At 43.3% G+C, this 20,857-nt stretch carries 16 protein-coding genes; 4 read left to right on the forward strand and 12 right to left on the reverse strand.

All coding sequences use genetic code 11. The annotated features are described in order from the left end of the window. Positions 1 to 179 precede the first annotated feature (179 nt). The 6 genes from C8D97_RS12505 to C8D97_RS12530 all read right to left on the reverse strand — a co-directional run bounded on the left by C8D97_RS12505 (position 180) and on the right by C8D97_RS12530 (position 10,053). On the reverse strand, positions 180 to 1,196 hold the full coding sequence (locus tag C8D97_RS12505) for a tetratricopeptide repeat protein (RefSeq protein ID WP_170115244.1): 1,017 nt from the start codon (positions 1,194 to 1,196) through the stop codon (positions 180 to 182). Between the two features lie 91 nt (positions 1,197 to 1,287). Further along, the gene (locus C8D97_RS12510) at positions 1,288 to 2,304 is read right to left on the reverse strand and encodes a mechanosensitive ion channel family protein (RefSeq protein WP_210204938.1); all 1,017 of its coding nucleotides are present in this window, start codon (positions 2,302 to 2,304) and stop codon (positions 1,288 to 1,290) included. A 97-nt stretch (positions 2,305 to 2,401) separates the two neighbouring features. Next, on the reverse strand, positions 2,402 to 3,937 hold the full coding sequence (locus tag C8D97_RS12515; RefSeq protein WP_109764130.1) for a PH domain-containing protein: 1,536 nt from the start codon (positions 3,935 to 3,937) through the stop codon (positions 2,402 to 2,404). Further along, positions 3,924 to 4,643: a PH domain-containing protein gene (locus C8D97_RS12520; RefSeq protein ID WP_109764131.1), complete on the reverse strand. Its 720-nt coding sequence runs from the start codon at positions 4,641 to 4,643 to the stop codon at positions 3,924 to 3,926. Before C8D97_RS12520 ends, C8D97_RS12515 begins: the two co-directional genes overlap by 14 nt. A 306-nt stretch (positions 4,644 to 4,949) precedes the next feature. Next, positions 4,950 to 7,388 carry a zinc-dependent metalloprotease gene (locus tag C8D97_RS12525; protein WP_109764132.1) on the reverse strand — a complete coding sequence of 813 codons (2,439 nt, stop codon included), beginning with the start codon at positions 7,386 to 7,388 and terminating at the stop codon, positions 4,950 to 4,952. 82 nt (positions 7,389 to 7,470) lie between these two features. Next, positions 7,471 to 10,053, reverse strand: coding sequence for a M14 family metallopeptidase (locus C8D97_RS12530; protein WP_170115245.1), 2,583 nt, complete (start codon positions 10,051 to 10,053; stop codon positions 7,471 to 7,473). Positions 10,054 to 10,267: 214 nt separating this feature from the next. Between C8D97_RS12530 and nfuA the strand changes: the two genes are divergently transcribed. Then, complete coding sequence (gene nfuA / locus C8D97_RS12535; RefSeq protein WP_109764134.1) at positions 10,268 to 10,846, forward strand: Fe-S biogenesis protein NfuA; 579 nt, start codon at positions 10,268 to 10,270, stop codon at positions 10,844 to 10,846. Between the two features lie 110 nt (positions 10,847 to 10,956). Here the strand turns inward: nfuA and nhaA are convergent, their stop codons facing one another. From nhaA to C8D97_RS12555, 4 genes are all read right to left on the reverse strand, one after another. After that, a complete protein-coding gene (nhaA, locus tag C8D97_RS12540; RefSeq protein ID WP_109764135.1) occupies positions 10,957 to 12,144 on the reverse strand; it encodes a Na+/H+ antiporter NhaA in 1,188 nt (395 codons plus the stop codon). A 273-nt stretch (positions 12,145 to 12,417) separates the two neighbouring features. Further along, positions 12,418 to 13,311: a TIGR01777 family oxidoreductase gene (locus C8D97_RS12545; protein WP_109764136.1), complete on the reverse strand. Its 894-nt coding sequence runs from the start codon at positions 13,309 to 13,311 to the stop codon at positions 12,418 to 12,420. A gap of 271 nt (positions 13,312 to 13,582) precedes the next feature. Next, positions 13,583 to 13,849: a hypothetical protein gene (locus C8D97_RS12550; RefSeq protein WP_146196144.1), complete on the reverse strand. Its 267-nt coding sequence runs from the start codon at positions 13,847 to 13,849 to the stop codon at positions 13,583 to 13,585. 136 nt (positions 13,850 to 13,985) lie between these two features. Further along, positions 13,986 to 15,728, reverse strand: a complete 1,743-nt coding sequence (locus tag C8D97_RS12555; RefSeq protein WP_109764138.1) for an HDOD domain-containing protein — start codon at positions 15,726 to 15,728, stop codon at positions 13,986 to 13,988. A gap of 282 nt (positions 15,729 to 16,010) precedes the next feature. Between C8D97_RS12555 and C8D97_RS12560 the strand changes: the two genes are divergently transcribed. Beyond that, positions 16,011 to 16,676: a class I SAM-dependent methyltransferase gene (locus C8D97_RS12560; protein ID WP_109764139.1), complete on the forward strand. Its 666-nt coding sequence runs from the start codon at positions 16,011 to 16,013 to the stop codon at positions 16,674 to 16,676. Here C8D97_RS12560 and tal read toward each other — a convergent pair. Beyond that, positions 16,673 to 17,671: a transaldolase gene (tal, locus tag C8D97_RS12565; RefSeq protein ID WP_109764140.1), complete on the reverse strand. Its 999-nt coding sequence runs from the start codon at positions 17,669 to 17,671 to the stop codon at positions 16,673 to 16,675. The genes C8D97_RS12560 and tal overlap by 4 nt on opposite strands. Positions 17,672 to 17,886: 215 nt before the next feature. Here tal and C8D97_RS12570 point away from each other — a divergent pair, with 215 nt between their 5' ends. Both C8D97_RS12570 and C8D97_RS12575 read left to right on the forward strand, forming a co-directional pair. Next, positions 17,887 to 18,342, forward strand: a complete 456-nt coding sequence (locus C8D97_RS12570) for a GNAT family N-acetyltransferase (protein ID WP_109764141.1) — start codon at positions 17,887 to 17,889, stop codon at positions 18,340 to 18,342. A gap of 98 nt (positions 18,343 to 18,440) precedes the next feature. Further along, entirely contained in the window at positions 18,441 to 19,202 is a 762-nt protein-coding gene (locus C8D97_RS12575) for an SDR family NAD(P)-dependent oxidoreductase (protein WP_109764142.1), read from the forward strand. Between the two features lie 183 nt (positions 19,203 to 19,385). Here the strand turns inward: C8D97_RS12575 and gbpA are convergent, their stop codons facing one another. Then, complete coding sequence (gene gbpA, locus C8D97_RS12580) at positions 19,386 to 20,804, reverse strand: N-acetylglucosamine-binding protein GbpA (protein WP_109764143.1); 1,419 nt, start codon at positions 20,802 to 20,804, stop codon at positions 19,386 to 19,388. Positions 20,805 to 20,857 lie beyond the last annotated feature (53 nt).

The following is a 20,857-nucleotide window of genomic DNA, read 5'->3' on the forward strand; positions in this document are numbered from 1 at the left end:
TTACCTGCCTGATTAATACCACAAACTTGGAATACGTTCTTTGCTAAATCAATAGAAACTAGTTTAATATTATTCATGATGAATACCTCTCTGATCACTTAAGTTCCAAAACTAAGTATGGCGCATTATGACGCCGTTAGTAGGGAGGTGTTTATCGCATCACCCATCACTTATTCACTTTAATTAGAAAAACACGACAAACCGTCTTTACCACTATTCTTAATATCAAATATTTTTTTCTCTAAATACTCAAACCCATCAACTTTAGACACAACCCTGTACAACTCTAGTAAATCGATTAATGAATCAAAACCTCCTAAACATGCATCTTTAATATAATAATGCTCAGCAATTTCAAAATCATTGTTAGTCTTCATGGTTTTAACATAAACAAAAGCCAGTGGACGATAAGATTTTTCAACTCCTCCTTTAGCAGCCTTTAATAAAAACTCCTTTGCTTTTCGGTAGTCAATTTCTATACCACCGTCTCCATTAAGATAAGCCATTCCTAAAAAGTAACAATCCTCCAATGATTTTTCTTTAACTTTATCAAATAACTTGATAGCTTCTCTCCCCATCCCATTATCCATATATATCGAGAAAAGATTCCTTCGTGCTTGCGGGTGACCATGAGATACAGATTTCAATAAATAATGCTTTTGCTTTCCAATATTACCAAGCTGTTCACTAATTACAGATAGATTATAGCTGACTGCTCCGTCATCATACGATAGTATCTGTTGAAGCAATCGTTTAGACTTATTTAAGTCTTTTTCAACAATCTCACCTTCGAAATAAAATAAAGCCAATTTCTTTATAGAATATACATCACCTTTATCAGATAGTTTTCTATAATAACTAACAGCTTTTTTTGAATTTACTCGCCCCTCTAAGTTGAAGTAATACTCTGCAAGAGAAAGATACGCGGAGTAAACTCCTTTATCACCAAGATTTTCTAACAACACGATTTTCTCATTAGACGCTAACGTCTCTTTTTTAACTACACAATAATACTGCTCTAATAAGTTATTGCTGTCACACAGTTCGCTATAATCTACAGCACCTTTTGAACTAAATTGAAAAGATTTTACAACATTAGTTCGTAATTTTTCATCTAGCGCAGTATATACAACAGGGATATTTGCTGTCAGCTTTAAGTTAACTCCCAAAAATAATAGTAATAAAATATTATTCAATATGCCAAATCTCGTGTTGAATTCATCCACCGCGACTGTAAATTTTTTGATAAGTTTTCGGAAGTGCAAAAATCTGCAGAACACCCAAAACTCACCCCTCTGCCGACTGCTTAACCATTAACGGTTCTTTAAACGTTAATGTACGGTATGGGAATGGAATTTCAATTCCGGCATCATCCAGAGCCTGTTTGATGGCACCGACTACTTCGCTGCGTGAACGTCGTTGCCCTACGGGTGTTGCTTCGGTCCACCAGGTGACTTCAATATCAATACTGCTGTCACCAAAACCGTGCAAAAACACCTGAATCGGTTGATCACTGTTGACTGATTCACAGGCATCTACGGCTTTTTCAATAACAGGAAGCGCGGCATTGGCGTCTTCACCGTAAGCGACGCCGGTCATTAATGTCATTCGACGTTCATCTTGTTCGGTTAACACATACACCGGATTTTTAAATAAAAATGAATTGGGGACTAACACCAATTCGCCATTGGTTTTTCGAATTTGCGTCATTCTTACCGACACATCTTCAACTTTACCGACAATGCTTTCACATTCAATAAAGTCACCGGTTTCAAACGGGTATTTCCACAACAATAAAATACCGGCAAAAAAGTTTTCAAAAATTTCTTTAAAAGCAAAACCAATCGCGATAGACGCAAGCCCTAAACCACCTAATGCTTTGGCAGGGGTTAAACCGGGAAACACCACCATCGCAGCCAGTAAAAAACCAAACAGCCACACCGAAATGCGTGTCATTCGAGTTAAAAGCTCACGCAGTGATGTGCGCATATTGCTTTTGCCGGTCATTTTAAATACCACTTTACCCAGCAGCATGGCAAACAGGCCGGTTAAAATAAGTACAAATAACCCGGCGATTAAATAAGGCGTATGAGCTATAAAGTTTTTAACGATACCCATGACAGTTTCGTGCAAGGTTTCTGTGGCGGATTCAAGACTTAATAAAGAAGTGTCGCTATTGGCAGTACTTGGTTTCTGCATAGAAGCCGTATCGTTATTCGACCCATCAACCTTATCATTGGATGCAAACACAAGCATTGCACAGGTAAAAAACAAAGCCCCGATGAATAATCGTAATAAATTCATAATGCATCCTTAAAATATTTTTTTGAATCGCACTTACATTCAAAACCAATACGCCAAATGATAACGAATGGATTAACAGCAACCGCTTTCCACTCAATTACTTCCAACGATAAACCGTGGCGCTCACTTTATCGTACAGGGTATTGATCAACTTTTCGGCCACATCTCGCTCAAGATATTTGATAGAAATATGGTGCCGGTTCATATCGAGTCCGGCCAAATCTATGGCGACCGAGGCCATTTTAGTTCGACGATCGAGCGGATTTTCGCGCAGCTCAACGGATTGAATTTTACTGATTGGCACCATGGTTGTGTGCTGTACCATCCAGCCACTTTGATAGATAAGTGCATTGTCGGAAAAACCATAACGCATACTGGCAACGGTTTTTCGTGCGTAAATAACCACCCAAATCATAAGCAGCGAAAACCACAGTGCATGAAATGAAAGCTTAAACCAGGACACCGCCACTATGATTGTGACTACCAGAGATTGAGCACGCACAATGCGTTTCCAACCGCGAAAAGCAACCGAATGCCACTGCTCAACATTGCGTGAAACTTTTGGTTGAATAGCGGCTAAAAAATCATTCACCCGTTGCGAATCAATAATCGGCGCAATCCAGCGAAGCATTTTACGGGCACCGCCTGGCTGACCAGCGGCGTTACCGCCTGCCGTAGCAATCCGCACCGATGACCGGGCAAAGTAACGATGCAATACGTTCTCCGATACCGACACCATTTGGATGCGTTGCTCAGGTACGGTCGCGTTAAACTGGGTTAACAAACCATATTGTGCCGCAAGCTTATCGCCGGAACGCATTAACTCGAAGCCGTAATAGGTGAACACCATAAAAATAATCGATAACAATCGGATAAAGATAAAAAAGGCAATAATGCCCAGCACAACCATAGTGGCAATGCTGAGCGGATGATCCATATTAAAATTGATACCCTCAAACCAGCCGCCCATGGATACTTCAAGCCAATCAAAAAACTTATCCAGTGCGCGAGTTTGTGCCAGTAAACCAAATGCAAACGCCACCACCAGCATGCCTTTATTGGAAATAACCCCGGCTTTTATTAACTCTGATAAAGGAATGGTCAGTAACGGTGGACGCTGGTCTGCCGAATCACTTGCTTCGTCGGTTTCTTCATCGTCGTGATGCACAGCGGCTTTCGCCTGCAATACTTTTTGTTTGATTTCTTCTACGGCGGTTAGCGATACCACGCGCATAACCGCTTCCGGTTTACCGCCACTGGCCGACTCCAGCTCAAGCTGTGCCACACCAAACAATCGATGTAATGGATTGCGGGTTAGATTAAGATTTTGAATGCGCTCGTACTTAACGTGTCGAACATTTTTAATTAACACGCCTTCACGGATCATCACTTCATTCTCGGCCAATGTGTAGCGATACACCCAGTATTGAATGATCGCAAATAACACACCGGGGATCACAAATACTGCAGCCAAGGTTTCATAACTGTCACCACCGCCAGCAAAAAACGCAACCAGCAAGGGTACAAAAAAGTGTTTGATAAATTCGATGATAATAAACAGCCACGACATGGGGTGTAGCCGTTTTTCCGTATTCACCGCATTGCTCATATCCGTGTCCTTATACTGCGTCATATTTTTCCTGAATCAGTAATTCGTCGCGAATTTCTACGGCTTTTTCGTGGCTAAGGCCGGTTAAAGACACCGATGCATTCATGGTGCCTGCGGTATGCAAAATAAGCTGAGCAATGTTGTAGTTACGTTGTAATGGCCCCTGGGTAACGTCGATATGTTGCACACGTGATCGCGGTACAGCGTATTGTTTTCGCCACCAGATCCCCTGCTGTATATAAAGTCCCTGCTCATCAAAACGCCATTTTGTGCGCTGATATTTTTTCGTTGGATAAACAGAAATCATAAAGTAAGCCAGCCAAGCTAATAACAACACTTCAATCACAATCAACCACCAGGGCGGCAAGGTCAGTAGCGAAACAAATAACACCACCGTACCTATGGTTGCCATCAGAAAAATAATCGCAAATGAAATAATGCCGCTAATCTGAAAATAATTTTTTGCTTTTGCGGCGAGAAAAACCGACTCGGTCATCTGGGTAACGGACTGTTTGGCGGGGGGCTTTTCCTGCTCTGGCATTTGCCCGCTTTGATCCAACGAGGAGGATTGATTAGTCGACGCTTGTTGCGTTTGCATTAACGATTCGTTAGAACCTTGCTGATTAGAAGAATGATCGTTTGAGGTCTGCTCCGTTTGAACTTCGGAACTCCCTCCCTTAGACGCTTGACGATTGTCCCGGCGGTTCTCATTGTCTTCTTTTTGATTCATAAATTCAGTTATTCCTTACACCTGATGTGTATGACTTTGGTCTCTAGCTTTTTGTCTCTAGCTTTTTATCTCTGAACAATGACTATTCACCGATCAGTCATTTATTATTCAAAGTTGACTCTTTGGGCATTCATTGTTCGATAATAATTCTACAAGCTGTTCTATAACCTGTTTATCACTAGCTGAGTCAAATTTAGCGTCGCTTTATTACATAAGCGTTGATATTGCTGTTTTTATTTTGCATGTTTAACCAATCGCTTTTAAAAAAAGCGATTGGTTTGCCATAAACTCAAATAAGAATATTTTTTAGTTATTACCAATTGGTGAACCCGGCGGTAATGCCACCGAAGGTCGTTCACCTTCAAAGGATTCTTCACGAGTGTTTAACAACGACTGTAAGCTTTTGTAATAGCCATAACTGTCATCGGACTTACGGGCACGCCCAAGTCGTTTTTTGGTCCAGTGCTGCAGATAATCAAGCTCTGTCACCACCGACGATAAAGACTCAATCGGCAACGACTTTAAGTTATAAAGTTTAATCAACTGCGTTATGTAAGCATGCAGTACACGCATATTTATTTGAAACGCGTCCTGTTGTTGATAGTCGGTATCCACTAACTGACTGCTTATCGCACGTAATACAGAGCCTGCGGTTAACTGATTGTCCTTCGATTGCTGTGCCAGTCGCGTTAAGCGCTCTTTATTTAACAACAAGCTTAATGTGTGATTGGCACTCGCTTCTGCAATGGATAAGGGATCGAGCGACAACCCTGTTTTGCCATTAAAGCTTTCGCGGCTTTTTGAATAACCGTATGCCTTGGGCGGGATCAAATTAACAATACGTTGATCCAGCGCCAAAAATTCGGGCGTCAATGTTTTTAGTAAAGCATCCAGTGCGGCCTGTTGACTCTGTTTATCCACTGTTTTCTGAATAAATTCATCTTCACCTTTTACCGCATACTGATAGTGACGCCCTGCAATTAACTTAACCGCCGCTTCCACCTGAAACCGGTGCAGGTTATACACCGGCACCAACACTTCTTCCAGTTGGGAAAAAGGCACGCCATCGGCGATCACTTGCTGATTAAAATTTGCCAGCGCCAGTTCGCGTATGGACATAATATGCGTCAGTGCTTTTGCGGCGTCGGCACCATTATCCCAAAGGTGCGCCGTAGCATGCAGACCGGATGCCGGACGGGCATCGGGATCGCTGATATAACTCAGCTCTTTCTGTTTCGACTCGGCAATTATGCTGTTTAAAAAATCCTTCTCGATTGCTGTTTGGTCATCACTGTTAATATCAACATCATCTGAATTATTTTGAACAGCATCGCCGTAACCGTACTTAACCACCTGTTTATCCCACTCACCAATGCCGGTATCGTAAGCATTGCTCATCACTATTTTGTTGTCTTCGATTTGAAACAACGGATGTGGATAGTCCATTACCGAAGCGCGGCCATCGGCGCTGGCGGCAAAGTTATGAGCGATACCCAGCGTGTGCCCCACTTCGTGCGCCGATAATTGTCGTATTCGCGCTAACGCCATTTGTTGCTGCCTTGTTAAATCCGGCTCGTTGTCAAAAGGCGCGGTAACACCACGGGCAATCAACAGATCCTGACGGACACGAAGTGATCCCAATGTCACATGACCTTTAATGATTTCTCCGGTTCTGGGATCGGTGACACCGGCACCGTATGACCAACCTCGCGTTGCCCGATGCACCCACTGGATCACGTTATAACGAACATCCATGGGATCGACATTTTCGGGCAATACCTTTACCTGAAACGCATCTATGTAACCGGCGGCTTCAAAAGCCTGATTCCACCAGCGGGCGCCATCCAATAATGCATTACGCACCTGTTCCGGAGCGCCGCGATCCACATAATATACAATGGGCTCTATCGCCTCACTTTTTTCCGCCGCTGGATTTTTCTTAGTTAAACGATGCCGCGGTATAAATCGCTGCGTCATCGACTCGGTTAAACCGGCGGCATAATCGTGATAACTGAACGACCAGAAACCTGAATAGGGATGAAACACACGAGGCTTATAATTATCGTCCGGTAATGCCACCATCGAAACGCGCTGGCGTAAGGTGAAAGACGATGCGCTTGGACTCACCTGTCGCAAATGGTTGCCGGCCTTTTTTCCACTAAAGGTTAAAATTGACTGCAACTCTGTATTGTCAGGAAACGATTTAATCACCGACTCATCAATACTGGATAAGGATTTGTTTAACTGAAAACTGCCCTGATTAACCTGCTGGATTCGATCAGCTATGCCCATGTGCTCGGACAATAAATAATCGTTAATTAAAATCAGGTAAGAATCCTTATCGGACGCCACCACATCAAAACTGGCTAACACCGATTCGGCAAATGCTTCGCGAACCGATTGTCGCTCGGCGGCATTATCACTGTTGGCCCGATACTGGGTATTTTTTTCTACTAAAAAAAGTTTATCACCCACACGACGGAAAAAAACCAGCTGGCTGCCGCCCTGACGCCCGCGATCGAGACCAATGTCGTTCGATCCGAGTCCATAAGGCAAACTGTGCATTAAAATAAATTCTTCATCTACCTTATCCACATCAAGATACACCGCTGCTTTTTTTGCATCGTAGTAAAGATCAAAAAAGCCAGGCTTAGCCGACATGGATTGGGTGAAGCGGCTAATGGTTTCGCCAAATGCTGGCAAAACCATTAACAAACTGCATAAACTGATCAGACATTTTTTCATGTTAGTTTCTCGTCAATTTTTTTAGTAGGGTCTCTTTTTTAACGGAGAACCTTTTTTTAACACAGTATCACTTACAAACTATCTACTTATAGGATGAATAATACGCGTAGGGAAAATACAAACTGTTACTAAACAATTTACTGGTGCCCCACCAGAATGCTCTAAAGTTCATATTATTCGCGTAATAGATAACACCGCCGCGCCCCTTTCGCACAGCAACAATGGCTGGGGTTCCGGCTATTTTTTCCTGATTTTCTTTTGATGCGTAACCAGAAATAAGTGGCGAGTCGGTGTAGCGTGATATGGTTGAAAACGGATTTTGTTTCGAACGGTATACGTCTGTGCCACGCCGAAACACCGGTAAGTTTTCGTCAGTCAGTCCAAAGCCCAGAGGATGAGTAACATCCACACGAGTATTAAAGATAGCGCCGCCAATTACTTTTTCCGACAAATAATCGTCGCGTTCCGCGTAGCTCATATCACTGGTAATAATCTCTTCATCATCGACCTTTTCAATCGGCGACCAGGACTGCTTGGCCAACCAGCGACCAGCGGTTCGATTGACAACCAGCTGACCGCCCTGATCGATCCAGTCTTCAATTTTTTGATTGGTCTTGTCTGAAAACCCATAACGACCGTTAACCAAAATAATATGGGTATAGTCGTGCAGAGGTATCGACGATAATTGCGACTGGGTGATTTTAACCAGAGGGATTTCCAAACGTTGATCCAGCAGATGCCAAACTTCTCCGGCATCGTAAGAAGAAACGCCCGAGCCGATTACCAGCAGTGGTTTTGGTTGAATCAATGACTTTATGGATGGGCTGCCTAAATCAATCCCTTGTGTGGCTAATCCAGAGGTGATTTGTTGAACCGCTACCGATAAGTCTTTATTACTGTCGCCGATTAAATACGCCAGCTCTTCACGGGCAATATCCTGAATACCCAGCGGTAAAATTACCGAGCCGGGTGCAATAGTTTGCTCTCCGCTTAAGGTTTTCATTCGACTGCTTTTGGTGGCTACTTTTAAGCGTACGCCGGCTTTCATCAGTCGGGTGGTCAGTGTTGCTGCATTAAAGTCATGCCAGTCAATAGTCAAAGCGATGGTTTTTTCATCCAACACGAAAACTGGTTGCTGTTTTTCCTGATCGCCCGGTTTACCCAACATACGACTTGAAAAGTCACCACTGTCGAGGCCAGAAAAATTTAAATTAAACGATAACGCCAAAGTCCAGCTCGACACATCATAAAATGTATTGTCTTTAAACGAGGTTTGAGTTTCAAAAAAACTGCGGATCAAACGAAATTGTGGTTGCTGGGTTGGAACAATATACGCATTGCTCTTTTTAAACTGTTTACCATCAACGTTAAGATCCCTTGCCAATGCATGAAACTCAATTTTATGTTGCGCCAGTAATTTATTAAATTCCCGCAGTTTGGTTTTATCGCCAGCGGCGTCATACACATAGGCTTTTATTTTATGATCATCGGCCAGCTCTTCTGCCGACGAATAAAATTCTTTTTGGTAAGCCTGCAGCGCTGCTTTTTGTTCGTGAACCGCCTTTAAAGTGGAAAAAGATGCGGTGAGCTGATTACGAACGGCAAATGGAAATGTTAACACTCCATTGACCGAATCTTGCGCATGCCCTCTGGCACTGGCCTGCTCAAATAAAATGCCTATGGAGCCGTTAACATCGGGATAGGTTGAGCCTTTGCCGTAATAAAAATCATCAAAGCCTTCTTTGCTGTAATAACTGCTGCCAATGGTATCGAGCGCTTTGCCGTGATACTCGGCAATCTTTGCGGTTAGATCAAAATTTTTCTGAGGGGTGATGGGATTTTGCCGACTCGGTACACCCGGCTGAAAAAAGTAACTGCTGTTGGTGCCCATTTCGTGAAAATCGGTAAGCACCAACGGTTTCCACTGGTGAAACTGCTCCAGTCGTGCTCGAGACTCGGGATGTTGCGCTAACAACCAGTCGCGATTTAAGTCAAACCAGTAATGATTGGTGCGACCTTGGGGCCATACTTCGTTGTGCTCAATATCATTGGAATCCGAAATCAGCTGTGCGCTTTTACGCGAATTAACCCAACTGGCGAATCGGGCTAAGCCATCCGGATTAATCATGGGATCGAGAAGAACCACAGTATCGTCTAGAAACTGCTGCACCTGCTGCCCCTGCGCCGCCGCTAAATAATACGCCAGTAATACCGCCGCATTACTGCCACTGGCTTCATTGCCATGAACGCTATAGCCCATCCAGACCACTGCAGGCGCCTGTTTACTGCGCTGTTTAATGTTCACTTGTTGCTGTTGAATGGCCGGTAGCTTTGCAATATTGCCTTTGCTGGAAAAAGACACCAATAACAGCGGACGCTGTTCCCAGCTTCGACCAATCTCTTCCACCCAGACCCGCTTGGAACTGGCCGCAAGTGCGTACATGTATTCCGCGATTTGCTCTGGCCGTACATGCCACTCGCCCACTTGATAACCAAGAACCGATTCCGGTGTGGGCACATCGGGATCAAAGGTCAGGGTGTCATCAAACGGGGCTTGCGTGCCAAAATAATAATTTAAATCTGGTTTTGACGTTGCGTTCGCAGAGCTAGCAGAAACCAGTACCAAAATGATCAAGGTCAGACAGGTGCTAATATTTTTTATCATAGGGTTGTATATCATTATGCTTTTTTTGAACTGAAGCACGTTTATAGCAAATTCCAGCCGGTTTCGCATTAAAGTAACCCCATAGAAAATAAGACTATTGCAATAATTTTGCTGCTAAATACAACTGTTTTGCGCTTATCGTCACAGATCGTTTAGTGTTGACGCCACAATCTGTTAAAATTGCAGTCAGAATTTAAAGCAGCAACTGGATACTATGATAGAAATTACCAAGTCCGCTCAGGAGCACTTTGCAAAACTCCTAAGCCAACAAGACGATAAAGACGTCAACATTCGTGTTTTTGTGGTTAACCCAGGCACCCCTCATGCCGAATGCGGGGTTTCTTATTGCCCTAAAGACGCCGTGGAAGAATCCGACACCGAATACCCTTACGAAGGTTTTTCGGCGTATGTTGATCAGGAGTCGGCGCCTTACCTGGACGAAGCCTTAATCGATTATCAAACCGATAAAATGGGCGGCCAGCTAACCTTAAAAGCGCCCAACGCAAAAGTTCGTAAGGTGTCCGATGACGCCCCCGTGGCGGATCGTCTTAACTACCTGCTTGAGTCAGAAATCAATCCGCAACTGGCCAATCATGGCGGTAAAGTAAACCTGATGGAATTTACCGACGACGGCTACGCCATCTTATTGTTTGGTGGCGGTTGTCAGGGTTGTGGCATGGTTGATGTGACCTTGAAGGAAGGCATCGAAAAAACACTGATGGAAAAAATCCCCGAGTGTAAAGGTGTTAAAGACGTCACCGAGCACGCCGAAGGCGAGAATCCTTATTACTAAGTGCAATTAAAACGATTCTGCGGTTCGTCTCGCGAATACACAAAAAAGCCCGCACATTAACTGCGGGCTTTTTTGTGTGGTAATGTTTTTATAGCCGACGTTAAAAAATATTAGCCCGACTGTTTCGATAGGGTTTTATTTAACACCAGGAAGCCAATTATTCCAGACACGATTGAACCAATTAAAATACCCAGTCGTTCATCAAATAACAGATTTACCCCGGTCTCTTCGAACGCCAAAGAACCAATAAATAGACTCATGGTAAAACCGATGCCACATAAGGCAGCAACACCATACAAACTACCCAAGTCCATACCTTTGGGTAACTCGGCCCATTTTAGTTTCACACCTAACCAGCATAAGCCAAAAATACCCAGCTGCTTACCGACGACCAATCCTAAAATGATGCCCAATGGAACAGAATGAGTAATTTGTTCAAGTCCAACACCGCTTAAGTTAAGCCCTGCATTAAAGAATGCAAATATCGGTAAGATGAAAAACGCAACAGCAGAGTGTAAATCGTGTTCCAATTCTTTTAGCGGTGATTCTGCAGGATTGTCTTTCGACTTAATCGGAATAAAAATAGCCAACATTACGCCTGCTAACGTTGCATGAACGCCGGATTTTAATAGTCCGACCCACATAATCAAGCCAACAAAAAGGTACATACTTTTTGCCATAACCTGACGGTAATTCAAATAGGCCAATACCAATAAGCAGATACCAGCAACCACTAACGCCATCAACGACAGTTGATCGTTATAAAACAAAGCAATAATAACGATCGCTCCAACGTCATCAAAAATGGCCAGTGACGTTAAAAATACCTTTAAGCTGGTGGGTACTCTATCGCCAAGCAACGTTAATATACCCAGAGCAAAAGCGATGTCGGTTGCGGCAGGAATGGCCCAACCATCAAGGTAAGTTTTATCGTGGCTATTTAATAAAATATAAATAACACTAGGCACCACCATGCCACCTAATGCCCCTAAACCCGGCAAGATCATATTTCGCTTATCGGAAAGTTCACCTTCAACAATTTCGCGCTTTAATTCCAGACCAACGAATAAAAAGAACACCGCCATAAGGCCATCATTAACCCAGAGCAACAATGGTTTAGCAATAATCAGAGCGCCAACCTGAATGCTCACGGGTGTGTCCATAAGCATATCGTACCAATAATTTAGAGGAGAGTTAGCCACCAGAATGGCTAACAGAGCCGTGACCATCAATAAAATACCGGCGGCGGACTCTTGTTGAAAAAAACGCTTAATGTAACTGGAATCGATTGAATTCATTATTGCCTCTTTATAAACAACACTCTGTCGCTAATTTTCAGCTTAAGCTGTAAAAACTAGCCATCGACTTTATCATAATCACCGAACTCCCTTGAGTCGCTGGAAACAGATTGATACAAAGTCTATTCAGATTTTTAAATGCTATCGCTTTTCAACAGTCTTTGCTTTTAGCATTAATTATTTTTAATCATTTATTGACTCTGGTACTTACGTCTATTTCATCGTGATAGATTGAAACAACTTCGGATACATCTAGAGCGTGTTTATCTTTCATTATTTATCCATCACTTGCACCAAAGCAGGCTCGACATTGGGGAATTGAAACTGAAACCCCGATTGTGTCAGTCGTTGCGGCAACACTTTTTGTCCGGTTAATAATAGATCGCTCATTTCGCCAAGCAGTAACTTAAGTGCAAATCCCGGCGCTGGAAAAATAGCAGGACGATTTAAGCTGGACGCCAAAGCCTGACTGAAATGTTGATTGGTAACCGGGTTTGGGGCGGTCATATTAAACGCTCCGCTTAACGTGCTGTCTTGAATCAAATGTTCAATTCCGCTCACCATATCGTCAAGATGGATCCAACTCATGTATTGCTGGCCACTGCCAATGCGTCCGCCAAGTCCAAGTGCAAAAGGCAGTTTCATCTTGTCTAAAAAGCCACCTTTTGGTGCGACCACCAATCCTGTACGCAGCAAACAAACTCGGCAAATATCGTCTGCCTTTAATGCTGCTTGTTCCCATTCCTGACACAGCTCATGTGTAAACTCAGGGTGCGGCTCGCTGGTTTCGGTAATGTCTTTATCACCTTGTCGTCCATAATACCCAACCGCCGATCCTGATATAAAGACATCTGGATGTTGTTTCATCTGCCGCATCCAGTCAACCAGTTCATCGGTTAGCTTAATTCGAGAACTTTTCAGTTCGCGCTTACGGCTATCACTCCAGCGCTTATCAGCAATGGGTGCACCAGCCAGATTAATCACCACATCGGGCATATAGTCCTGAGCATCGTCCAAACGGTCAACCAGAGAAACAGAAGCGGGCAACACTTTTGACGCTCGCTCAGTATTGCGTGTTAGACCCGATACGGTATGCCCCGATTGTCTGAATGTTTTTGCTAAGTGACGGCCTATTAAGCCGCTGATACCGGTAATAAATATTTTCATTCGGTCAACTCCTATTGTTGAGTGACACAATTTTTAAGTGCTATAACATTTAAATGATACTACTTTTAAATCATATGACTTTTAAATCACGCAACTATTCACGTTAAAACAGTTGCATGAAACGACTTTTTCATGGCTTACGCTTGCATGCCTCGACGGTTCATGCCTCAAGGATAATTTTATCCAACCAGTGCATGACTTGTGCAATTATTGATGATTTATTAAGAAAGGACATCTAGATTTCAAATATCATCAATTTTTAATAACAAATTCAACTGTTTTTATCCTCCGGTTTTTCTGTTAACCGCCAAATCAATAAAGCCAGATAAGCTGGAAGCACAAACAGAACCGCCACGGTAAAAATAATCACAGCCACATAAAACAACCATTGCCACTGCAGGTAGGCTGCAACAAAAAAAGTAGTCAGTGCAAGAAAGAAAATACCGACACCAATTTGCAGTTGCTGCCATCGCCGTTTCGGTTGCCGGATAAATTTACTCAGTGATGCAACCGCTTTTTTTATCCTTCTGCTCAACATATTAAACTCGATAAGTTCTATTTTAAACTCTGCATTTGGCAAGACATTCATTTTAAAATGGATACTGAAAATCCATGCTGAAAGTCCGTACCAAAAATCTATGTTGCATGTCTATATTAAAAATCTATGCCAAAAATCAGGAATGTGCCTTTTGTGTTCGATGATACCTTAGCGCAACACTTAACGCACGAGCGAGTCGTCGAAAATCCTTCATTAACTCTTCCGATGGTAATTGTTGACTAAGTGCCATATCGGCATACAAAAAAGCTCTTACTTGACCACCATAAGCCAGTGAGTTGAATAAAAACAGGTTAACTCGCTCATCGCTGTCAATAGCGTCCGGAAGTTGTGACCAATACTTGGCGTGCTTTACTTTTTCAAAACACAAAAACGAAGCTTTCTGAGTAAATTTATACCATATAGGGGTTTGCTTAAAAGTGGTGGTTAGATCAAGCTCTGGCTCATCGACTTGGCTGCCTGCCGATAATTTTTTGGCTCGCGTGGATAAGTAATTGAGTATCTTTCCATTGGGTTGAATCACCAAAAATGCAACACGCTCAATGGGCGTAGACTCAACCAGTTCGGTTAGACTTTTTTGCAGAACCTGCTTTGTATTATTAAATCGTTCCGGCTTGTCGGTTAATTGTCGACAATAGGCTCTTATTTTATTGATTTGCGACTGTAAATAAATGGCTTCCATTGTCGTTTTTTTTGAATCGAGAGACTCACTCAAAGTGTCAGTCAAATTCTCTACTGAAGATTCTCTCGAAGAGTCTGTCAAAGTATCTGACAAAGATTTTTTTAACGGCTTGCTTTTAATTGCTTTTGATTGTTTTTTTGCTGAACCTTTTTCCAGCTCAAGGGCATTAAGTGCAGACAGCACCTTTGTTCGAACTTTTTTTCGATTAACCATATAGCCTTGATACGGAGTTTCCGATGCGTTATTCAGCAGCGCACTGGTTGGGAAAAACTGCTGAAAATCGACGCCCTGCTCAATCATTTCGCGACAAGCTGACAACACGCATTTTTGAATCTTCTTTTTAGACTTATGGGTATGAATACAGGCAATGTCCAACCATCGTCCCCAGGCATTTCTCAACCAGGGTGAACAGACAGCCTGAGCCAACCGATTAGCCACCACAGGCAACATTTCAGGCGCACCAATTTTTAACCGGAATGAACGAGAGCAGTCTTCCAATAACAATTGCTTCTGTCGATGCAGTCGAACTGCAGTAAGCAACTCCCGTGTATCCTTAAAAAAATAAAAGTTTGCCAGCCGTTGATTTAAATAGGGTAAGTGGAATGACTCTGCGACCTGCTGCTGCAGATGACTGTACTTAAAGTTGAACAATATTTCGCTGACATGATCCGCACTGAATGGACGTCGATAAAACATGCGTCGTAACTGCCAGCTTTTGCGAGGATGCAGCCAATACATTAGCCATTCGGTAGTGCGGGAAAATAAAGCGCTGGTTTCATTTTCATGAATGGGACTGCCCTTAAGTTCCGCCAATTTTGCGGCAATACTGGATGCCAAAACACTTTCTGCCAGAACTTGTTTTAACTCTGGATACTTATGTTTTTCTGGAATAGCTAACCGGGCAACCAGCTGGCGCACACCATCAACGCCTAACAGGCTTAACGCATGGGTTAATCCAGAGACTTCACCCGCCCGTTTCTTTTGTCGCTCTCCCGCCAGTTTTTGTGCGTATAAACAAAACACAGGGTCGTGCCGGGTAAGCGAGATAATATCACTGGTTGAAGCGCCCGGTTGATTAATAACCGACTTTACGTTTTCAAGATCACAACTGACCGGCAACTGAAATTCATTAAATTTATGCAATAAGGATTGTGTGGAATAAGACAGGTTTTTTGACATGAATAATAATCAGGCTCTAATGCTTAAGTTTTGGAAATACACTGCGTTGATAATTGGGCGACTTTCCATTCATCACTTGATGTTCAATTGATGCTTTATTGTTGAAGATCTTTAAAGGCGGCTTTTCATTCAAAACGGCTACCAAGCTATCATCAAACAATCATCAAACTATCGCCAGACTTTAAATATCTGAGTTTAAATATAGTCAACTCTTCGCCAGATTGCTGAATTATTGTCATAATAGACACCCTGACTGAATGATTGTTTAAAAGATTGTTGACTATGAGTAAGCCACTGGCGTGCCCCTTATGCCACAGCAAAACCTTTGATCGCTTTGCCCATGACAAGCGACGCGACTATATGCGCTGCCCCGAGTGTTTATTGGTGTTTGTGCCAGAGTCCATGCACTTGACCGCCGAGCAAGAAAAAGCCGAGTACGATAAGCATCAAAATGCATTGGATGATAAAGGCTATCTGAATTTTTTATCGCGAACTTATCAACCGCTTCTGCAGCGCCTGCCTGCTAATAGCTCTGGACTTGATTTTGGTTGTGGCCCGGCACCTGCGCTGGCAGAACAACTCAAGCAACATGGCCACTCAATGGCGCTGTATGATCACTACTACTTTCCCGATGATGATGTGCTATCACAAAAATACGATTTCATTACTTGCACCGAAGTGATTGAGCATCTGGGCAAACCCGATTTAGTCTTGAGCCAACTAAAGCAGCTGCTTAAACCTGAAGGCCTGATAGCCATTATGACCAAACGGGTGATTGATCAGGCCCGGTTTCAAAACTGGCACTATAAAAATGATCCCACGCATATTTGTTTTTACAGCGAACAGACCTTTAACTGGATTGCCAGACACTGGCAAATGTCGCTTGAAATTATCGATGAGGACGTTGTCTTTTTGCACAACGGCACAAACACACTGAACAAAGCTTAATTCAGCCGTGCCGAGATTATGTGTTCCAGCTTAACCTGATCGGCGGCAAATGCCCTTATGCCTTCAGCAGTTTTTTCCGTCGCCATGGCATCCTGATTCAACTGCCAACGAAATTCGGCTTCCGTTAGCAGCTTATCGCGCGGCACAATGGTCTGCTCGGCGAATAATTTTTGCTGAACCGATTGCTCTGATTGTTGCAACTCGTTTAGTAGCGCAGGGCTGATGGTTAAGCGATCGCAACCGGCGAGCGCCAACACCTCATCACTATTGCGAAAGCTGGCGCCCATAACAATGGTGGAAAACTCACGGCTTTTATAATAATTGTAAATGTCGGTCACCGAGATGACACCCGGATCCTGCTCCACCGATACCGAACTTAACCCATGTTTTTGTTTATGCCAGTCTAATATTCTGCCAACAAAGGGTGAAATTAAATACACGCCCGCTTCTGCACAGGCCCGTGCCTGTGCCATGCTAAACAGCAGCGTCAAATTGCATTGAATGCCTTGTTGCTCCAATTGCTCGGCAGCTTTAATGCCCTCCCAGGTCGCAGCAATTTTAATTAATACCCGATCCGCCGCAATACCTTGTCGCTGGTACAAATCGATTAACCGCTTTGCCTTGGCCACGGTTTTTTCGCTATCAAACGACAAACGCGCATCGACTTCGGTGGAATTACGTCCCGGTATGCGTTCGATTAATTGCGCTCCAATCAACACACTCAGGTGATCGCACGCCGCTTCGACCAAATGATTAGAACTGCGGTTATCCGTTATATCAGATTCATTGCTTGCTAATTCATATTTTTCTAAATCACGTTTTGCTAAATCAATAGCGGATTCTATCAACCCGGAATATTCGGGCTGCTCTGCGGCTTTCAATAACAGTGACGGATTGGTGGTAGTATCCTGAGGTTGGTATTGCTCAATGGCACTAAAGTCTCCGGTATCTGCGACAACTTTGGTGAATCGTTTTAATTGCTCCAGCTGATTCATGGTGTTTTACACTCTCTCCTGATTCCGTGTTAATTAAACATGGAGTTAATCCATAAGTGCTTAATAAAAACTCTTAATAGACACTCTTACAAGAAGTTTTTAACAAACATTTTTAATGGAAATGAATAGCTTAACAGTAAAATGTTACCATCATAAGATCAAATCTTGGTTACCACTAAACGCTATATCACCGTTTCAGCAACAGGATGTTTACTATGTCTTTAACTTTTCGACACGCAACTTTAAATGACTTAACAACCTTGGTTGAATTATTAGCCGCCGATCCTATCGGTAAAACACGTAAAAAAGTTCAGTCACCGCCTCATCAAAACTACATAAAAGCCTTTGAAGCGATTAACAACAGCGACAACAATGAATTGATTATTGCTGAAAGGGATGACCAAATCATAGGTAGCTTACAGTTGACGTTTATTCCCTACTTAACGCACTTGGGATCCTGGCGCTGTTTAATTGAAGGCGTACGGGTTGATGAACGTTTTCGCGGTAAAGGCTATGGCCGACAAATGTTTCTCTGGGCAATTCAACAAGCGACACAAAAACAATGCAGCATCGTGCAGTTAACGTCCGATAAACAACGAACCGATGCCCTGGCTTTTTATCGCTCGCTGGGTTTCAAAGATACGCACGAAGGGTTTAAACTCAAGTTATAACTCGGCACACTTTAATCAATTAAACGTATCGGCAATTTCGATCACAATCGTTTATTGCAAATTAGATATAACAATCATTCATTTGATATGAGGTTTCTATGACGTCGTTTCAGGATAAAAAAGTATTAATCACCGGTGGTTCCCGGGGAATTGGCAAAGCCATTGCTCAGGCGTTTGCCCAACAAGGAGCTCACGTAGCCATTGTTTATAAACAGAATCAATCCGCTGCAGAGCAAACATTATCATCGCTTAACGGCAGTCATCATATAAAAGTGCAATCCGATATCAGTCAACCTGATCAAGTTGAGCAAATGGTCGCACAGGTAACCCGTGAACTGGGAGGGTTGGACGTTGTGGTGAATAACGCCGGCATTGGCGATTACCATCCGCTTGAACAAATTAATTATCAGCAATGGCAACAAGCCTGGCAGCAAACCTTATCCACCAATTTAACTGGCCCAAGCAATCTATGTTTTTGCGCAGCAAAATATATGATGGATCATGGTGGAGGCAGTATAGTGAATGTGTCATCCCGCGGCGCCTTTCGTGGTGAACCGGATAAGCCAGCCTACGGCGCATCGAAAGCTGCGATTAATGCATTGACCCAGTCACTGGCGGTTAAACTCGCTCCATTTAATATTTCTGTTGCAGCCGTGGCCCCCGGATTTGTCGATACCGAACTGACCGCTCACAAATTAAAAGGCACCGAAGGCGATGCCATTCGCTCGCAAAGTCCGCTGAACCGCGTTGCCAAACCAGAAGAAGTGGCCAACGCAGTATTGTTTCTGGCATCAGATAAAAGTCGGTTTAGCAGCGGCACCATTATCGATGTGAATGGTGCGTCATATTTACGTATGTAACAGCTTACGTATGTAACAGCTGCGAATGTAATTACTTATCAATAAAAACATCTGTGAAATGTATCAACATTGATACTTAATCCGGACAGGGTTAAATTTGAGTATCAAAAAAATCGATAAAACCCGTTTAAAACAATACTTGAAACCAAGATATCCTTTAAACGGGTTTATCTTTTTATTGCACTAAAGTTTTACCCAGGCATCCTGCCAATGACTGCCCTCACCTGGCTCATAATGATTGGCATTTGGTGAGTAAACTCTGCACCAGCCATCATACGGGTAAGGTTTACACTGGTAGATACTGCCATCGGAAGCTTTCACTCGAGTACCCGCCTCATACTGTTCAATATTTTGAGGATAAACAAAATCAAATGGCTGATCGCCTACCTCCGTCAACACCAAAGCAAAACTTTGTTGTTCGCGTTGTCCATCGCTGTTTTCTGCAATGATCACCAGAGTATAATCACCCGCTTCAACCGCTTGCGCCGTTAAAGTAAACGAATGTGATGACGTGGCTTCTGCTGTGTCAGAGACTACTTCTGCACTGCTGCTGTTGTACAAGACTGCACTAAGAGAAATAACATTATCCGCCGATGCCGTTTCAGGATGCACTTCAAAAGATAAAGTCGCAGAGCCATTTTCAATGTCGTAGGAAGACGCTAAGCCTGTCACAGTAAATTCCGGCTGCTGTGTTGCCGGAGATATCTCTATTTCGGCCCGTACGATGTTACTGCCAACAGCCGCAAAAACATCATTTTTACCATTGCTGGGAACAATATCGCCATTGTTGTTTTTTATTCCAGCTTTCAAATGACTGTGGGTTCGGTTAACCGCTTCTGCCAGTTGTTTTGGCCAACTGTTTTTATCACCTTGTTGTGCGGTTTCAATATTGGTATCGACTCGTAAATCAGTTTGCTCACCCTGCTCGCTGAAAAATCGTGCGCCGACGCTATCACCGACTTGTAAATCCATAACCGGATTAATATCACCAATATCGTTCCACTCTGGTGGAGGTTGATCGCCAGCGAACATCACATCAATTACCTGATAAAACGAATTCACCGTATCGCCCACATCCCAAACACTTAAAATCACATGGTAACCACTGCGCTCGGGCACATAACATTGATGAGTCATTTGTTTTGGCGGTCGCTGATAATTTCCGTCTACCGTACAAAACGGACTCAAATCAAATGATGCCCGTGTTAATGGCTGGTTCGGATTCCAGTTTGCTTTGGTGATGTAATAACGCCAATCCCGACTGGCGTGGTTTGCAGTAAAACGCCAGCTGAAAGATTGCTGCCCACTGGCGATGTCTACTTTGCTCCAGCGAGAAATCGTTTGCTCGTTAAGCTGAGAAAATTGCTCCAACCCTGCCGAAGCAATTTCACCATCGGCGGGTCCTGTTTCCGGAAATCGATCCAGGCCTTCAACACTTTGCGGCTCCCATTGAATTGGCCCGCAGTTGCTATTGACTCTTTCGTGACAAAGCAATGAGCGTGACTCAGGACTGCTCACATATCCGTGAGCCTGCAACAATTGTGGCAGGCATAATAAAGCGGCGAGGCACCCCAAGCCGGTGATGTTAATTTTAATTTTCATAATTTGTCTCCTGTTAACTCTATTCTTCTAAACGCTTTTGTTAACAAACATTC

The sequence above is a fragment of the Pleionea mediterranea genome, from assembly GCF_003148745.1.
Taxonomy (GTDB): Bacteria; Pseudomonadota; Gammaproteobacteria; order Enterobacterales; family Kangiellaceae; genus Pleionea; species Pleionea mediterranea.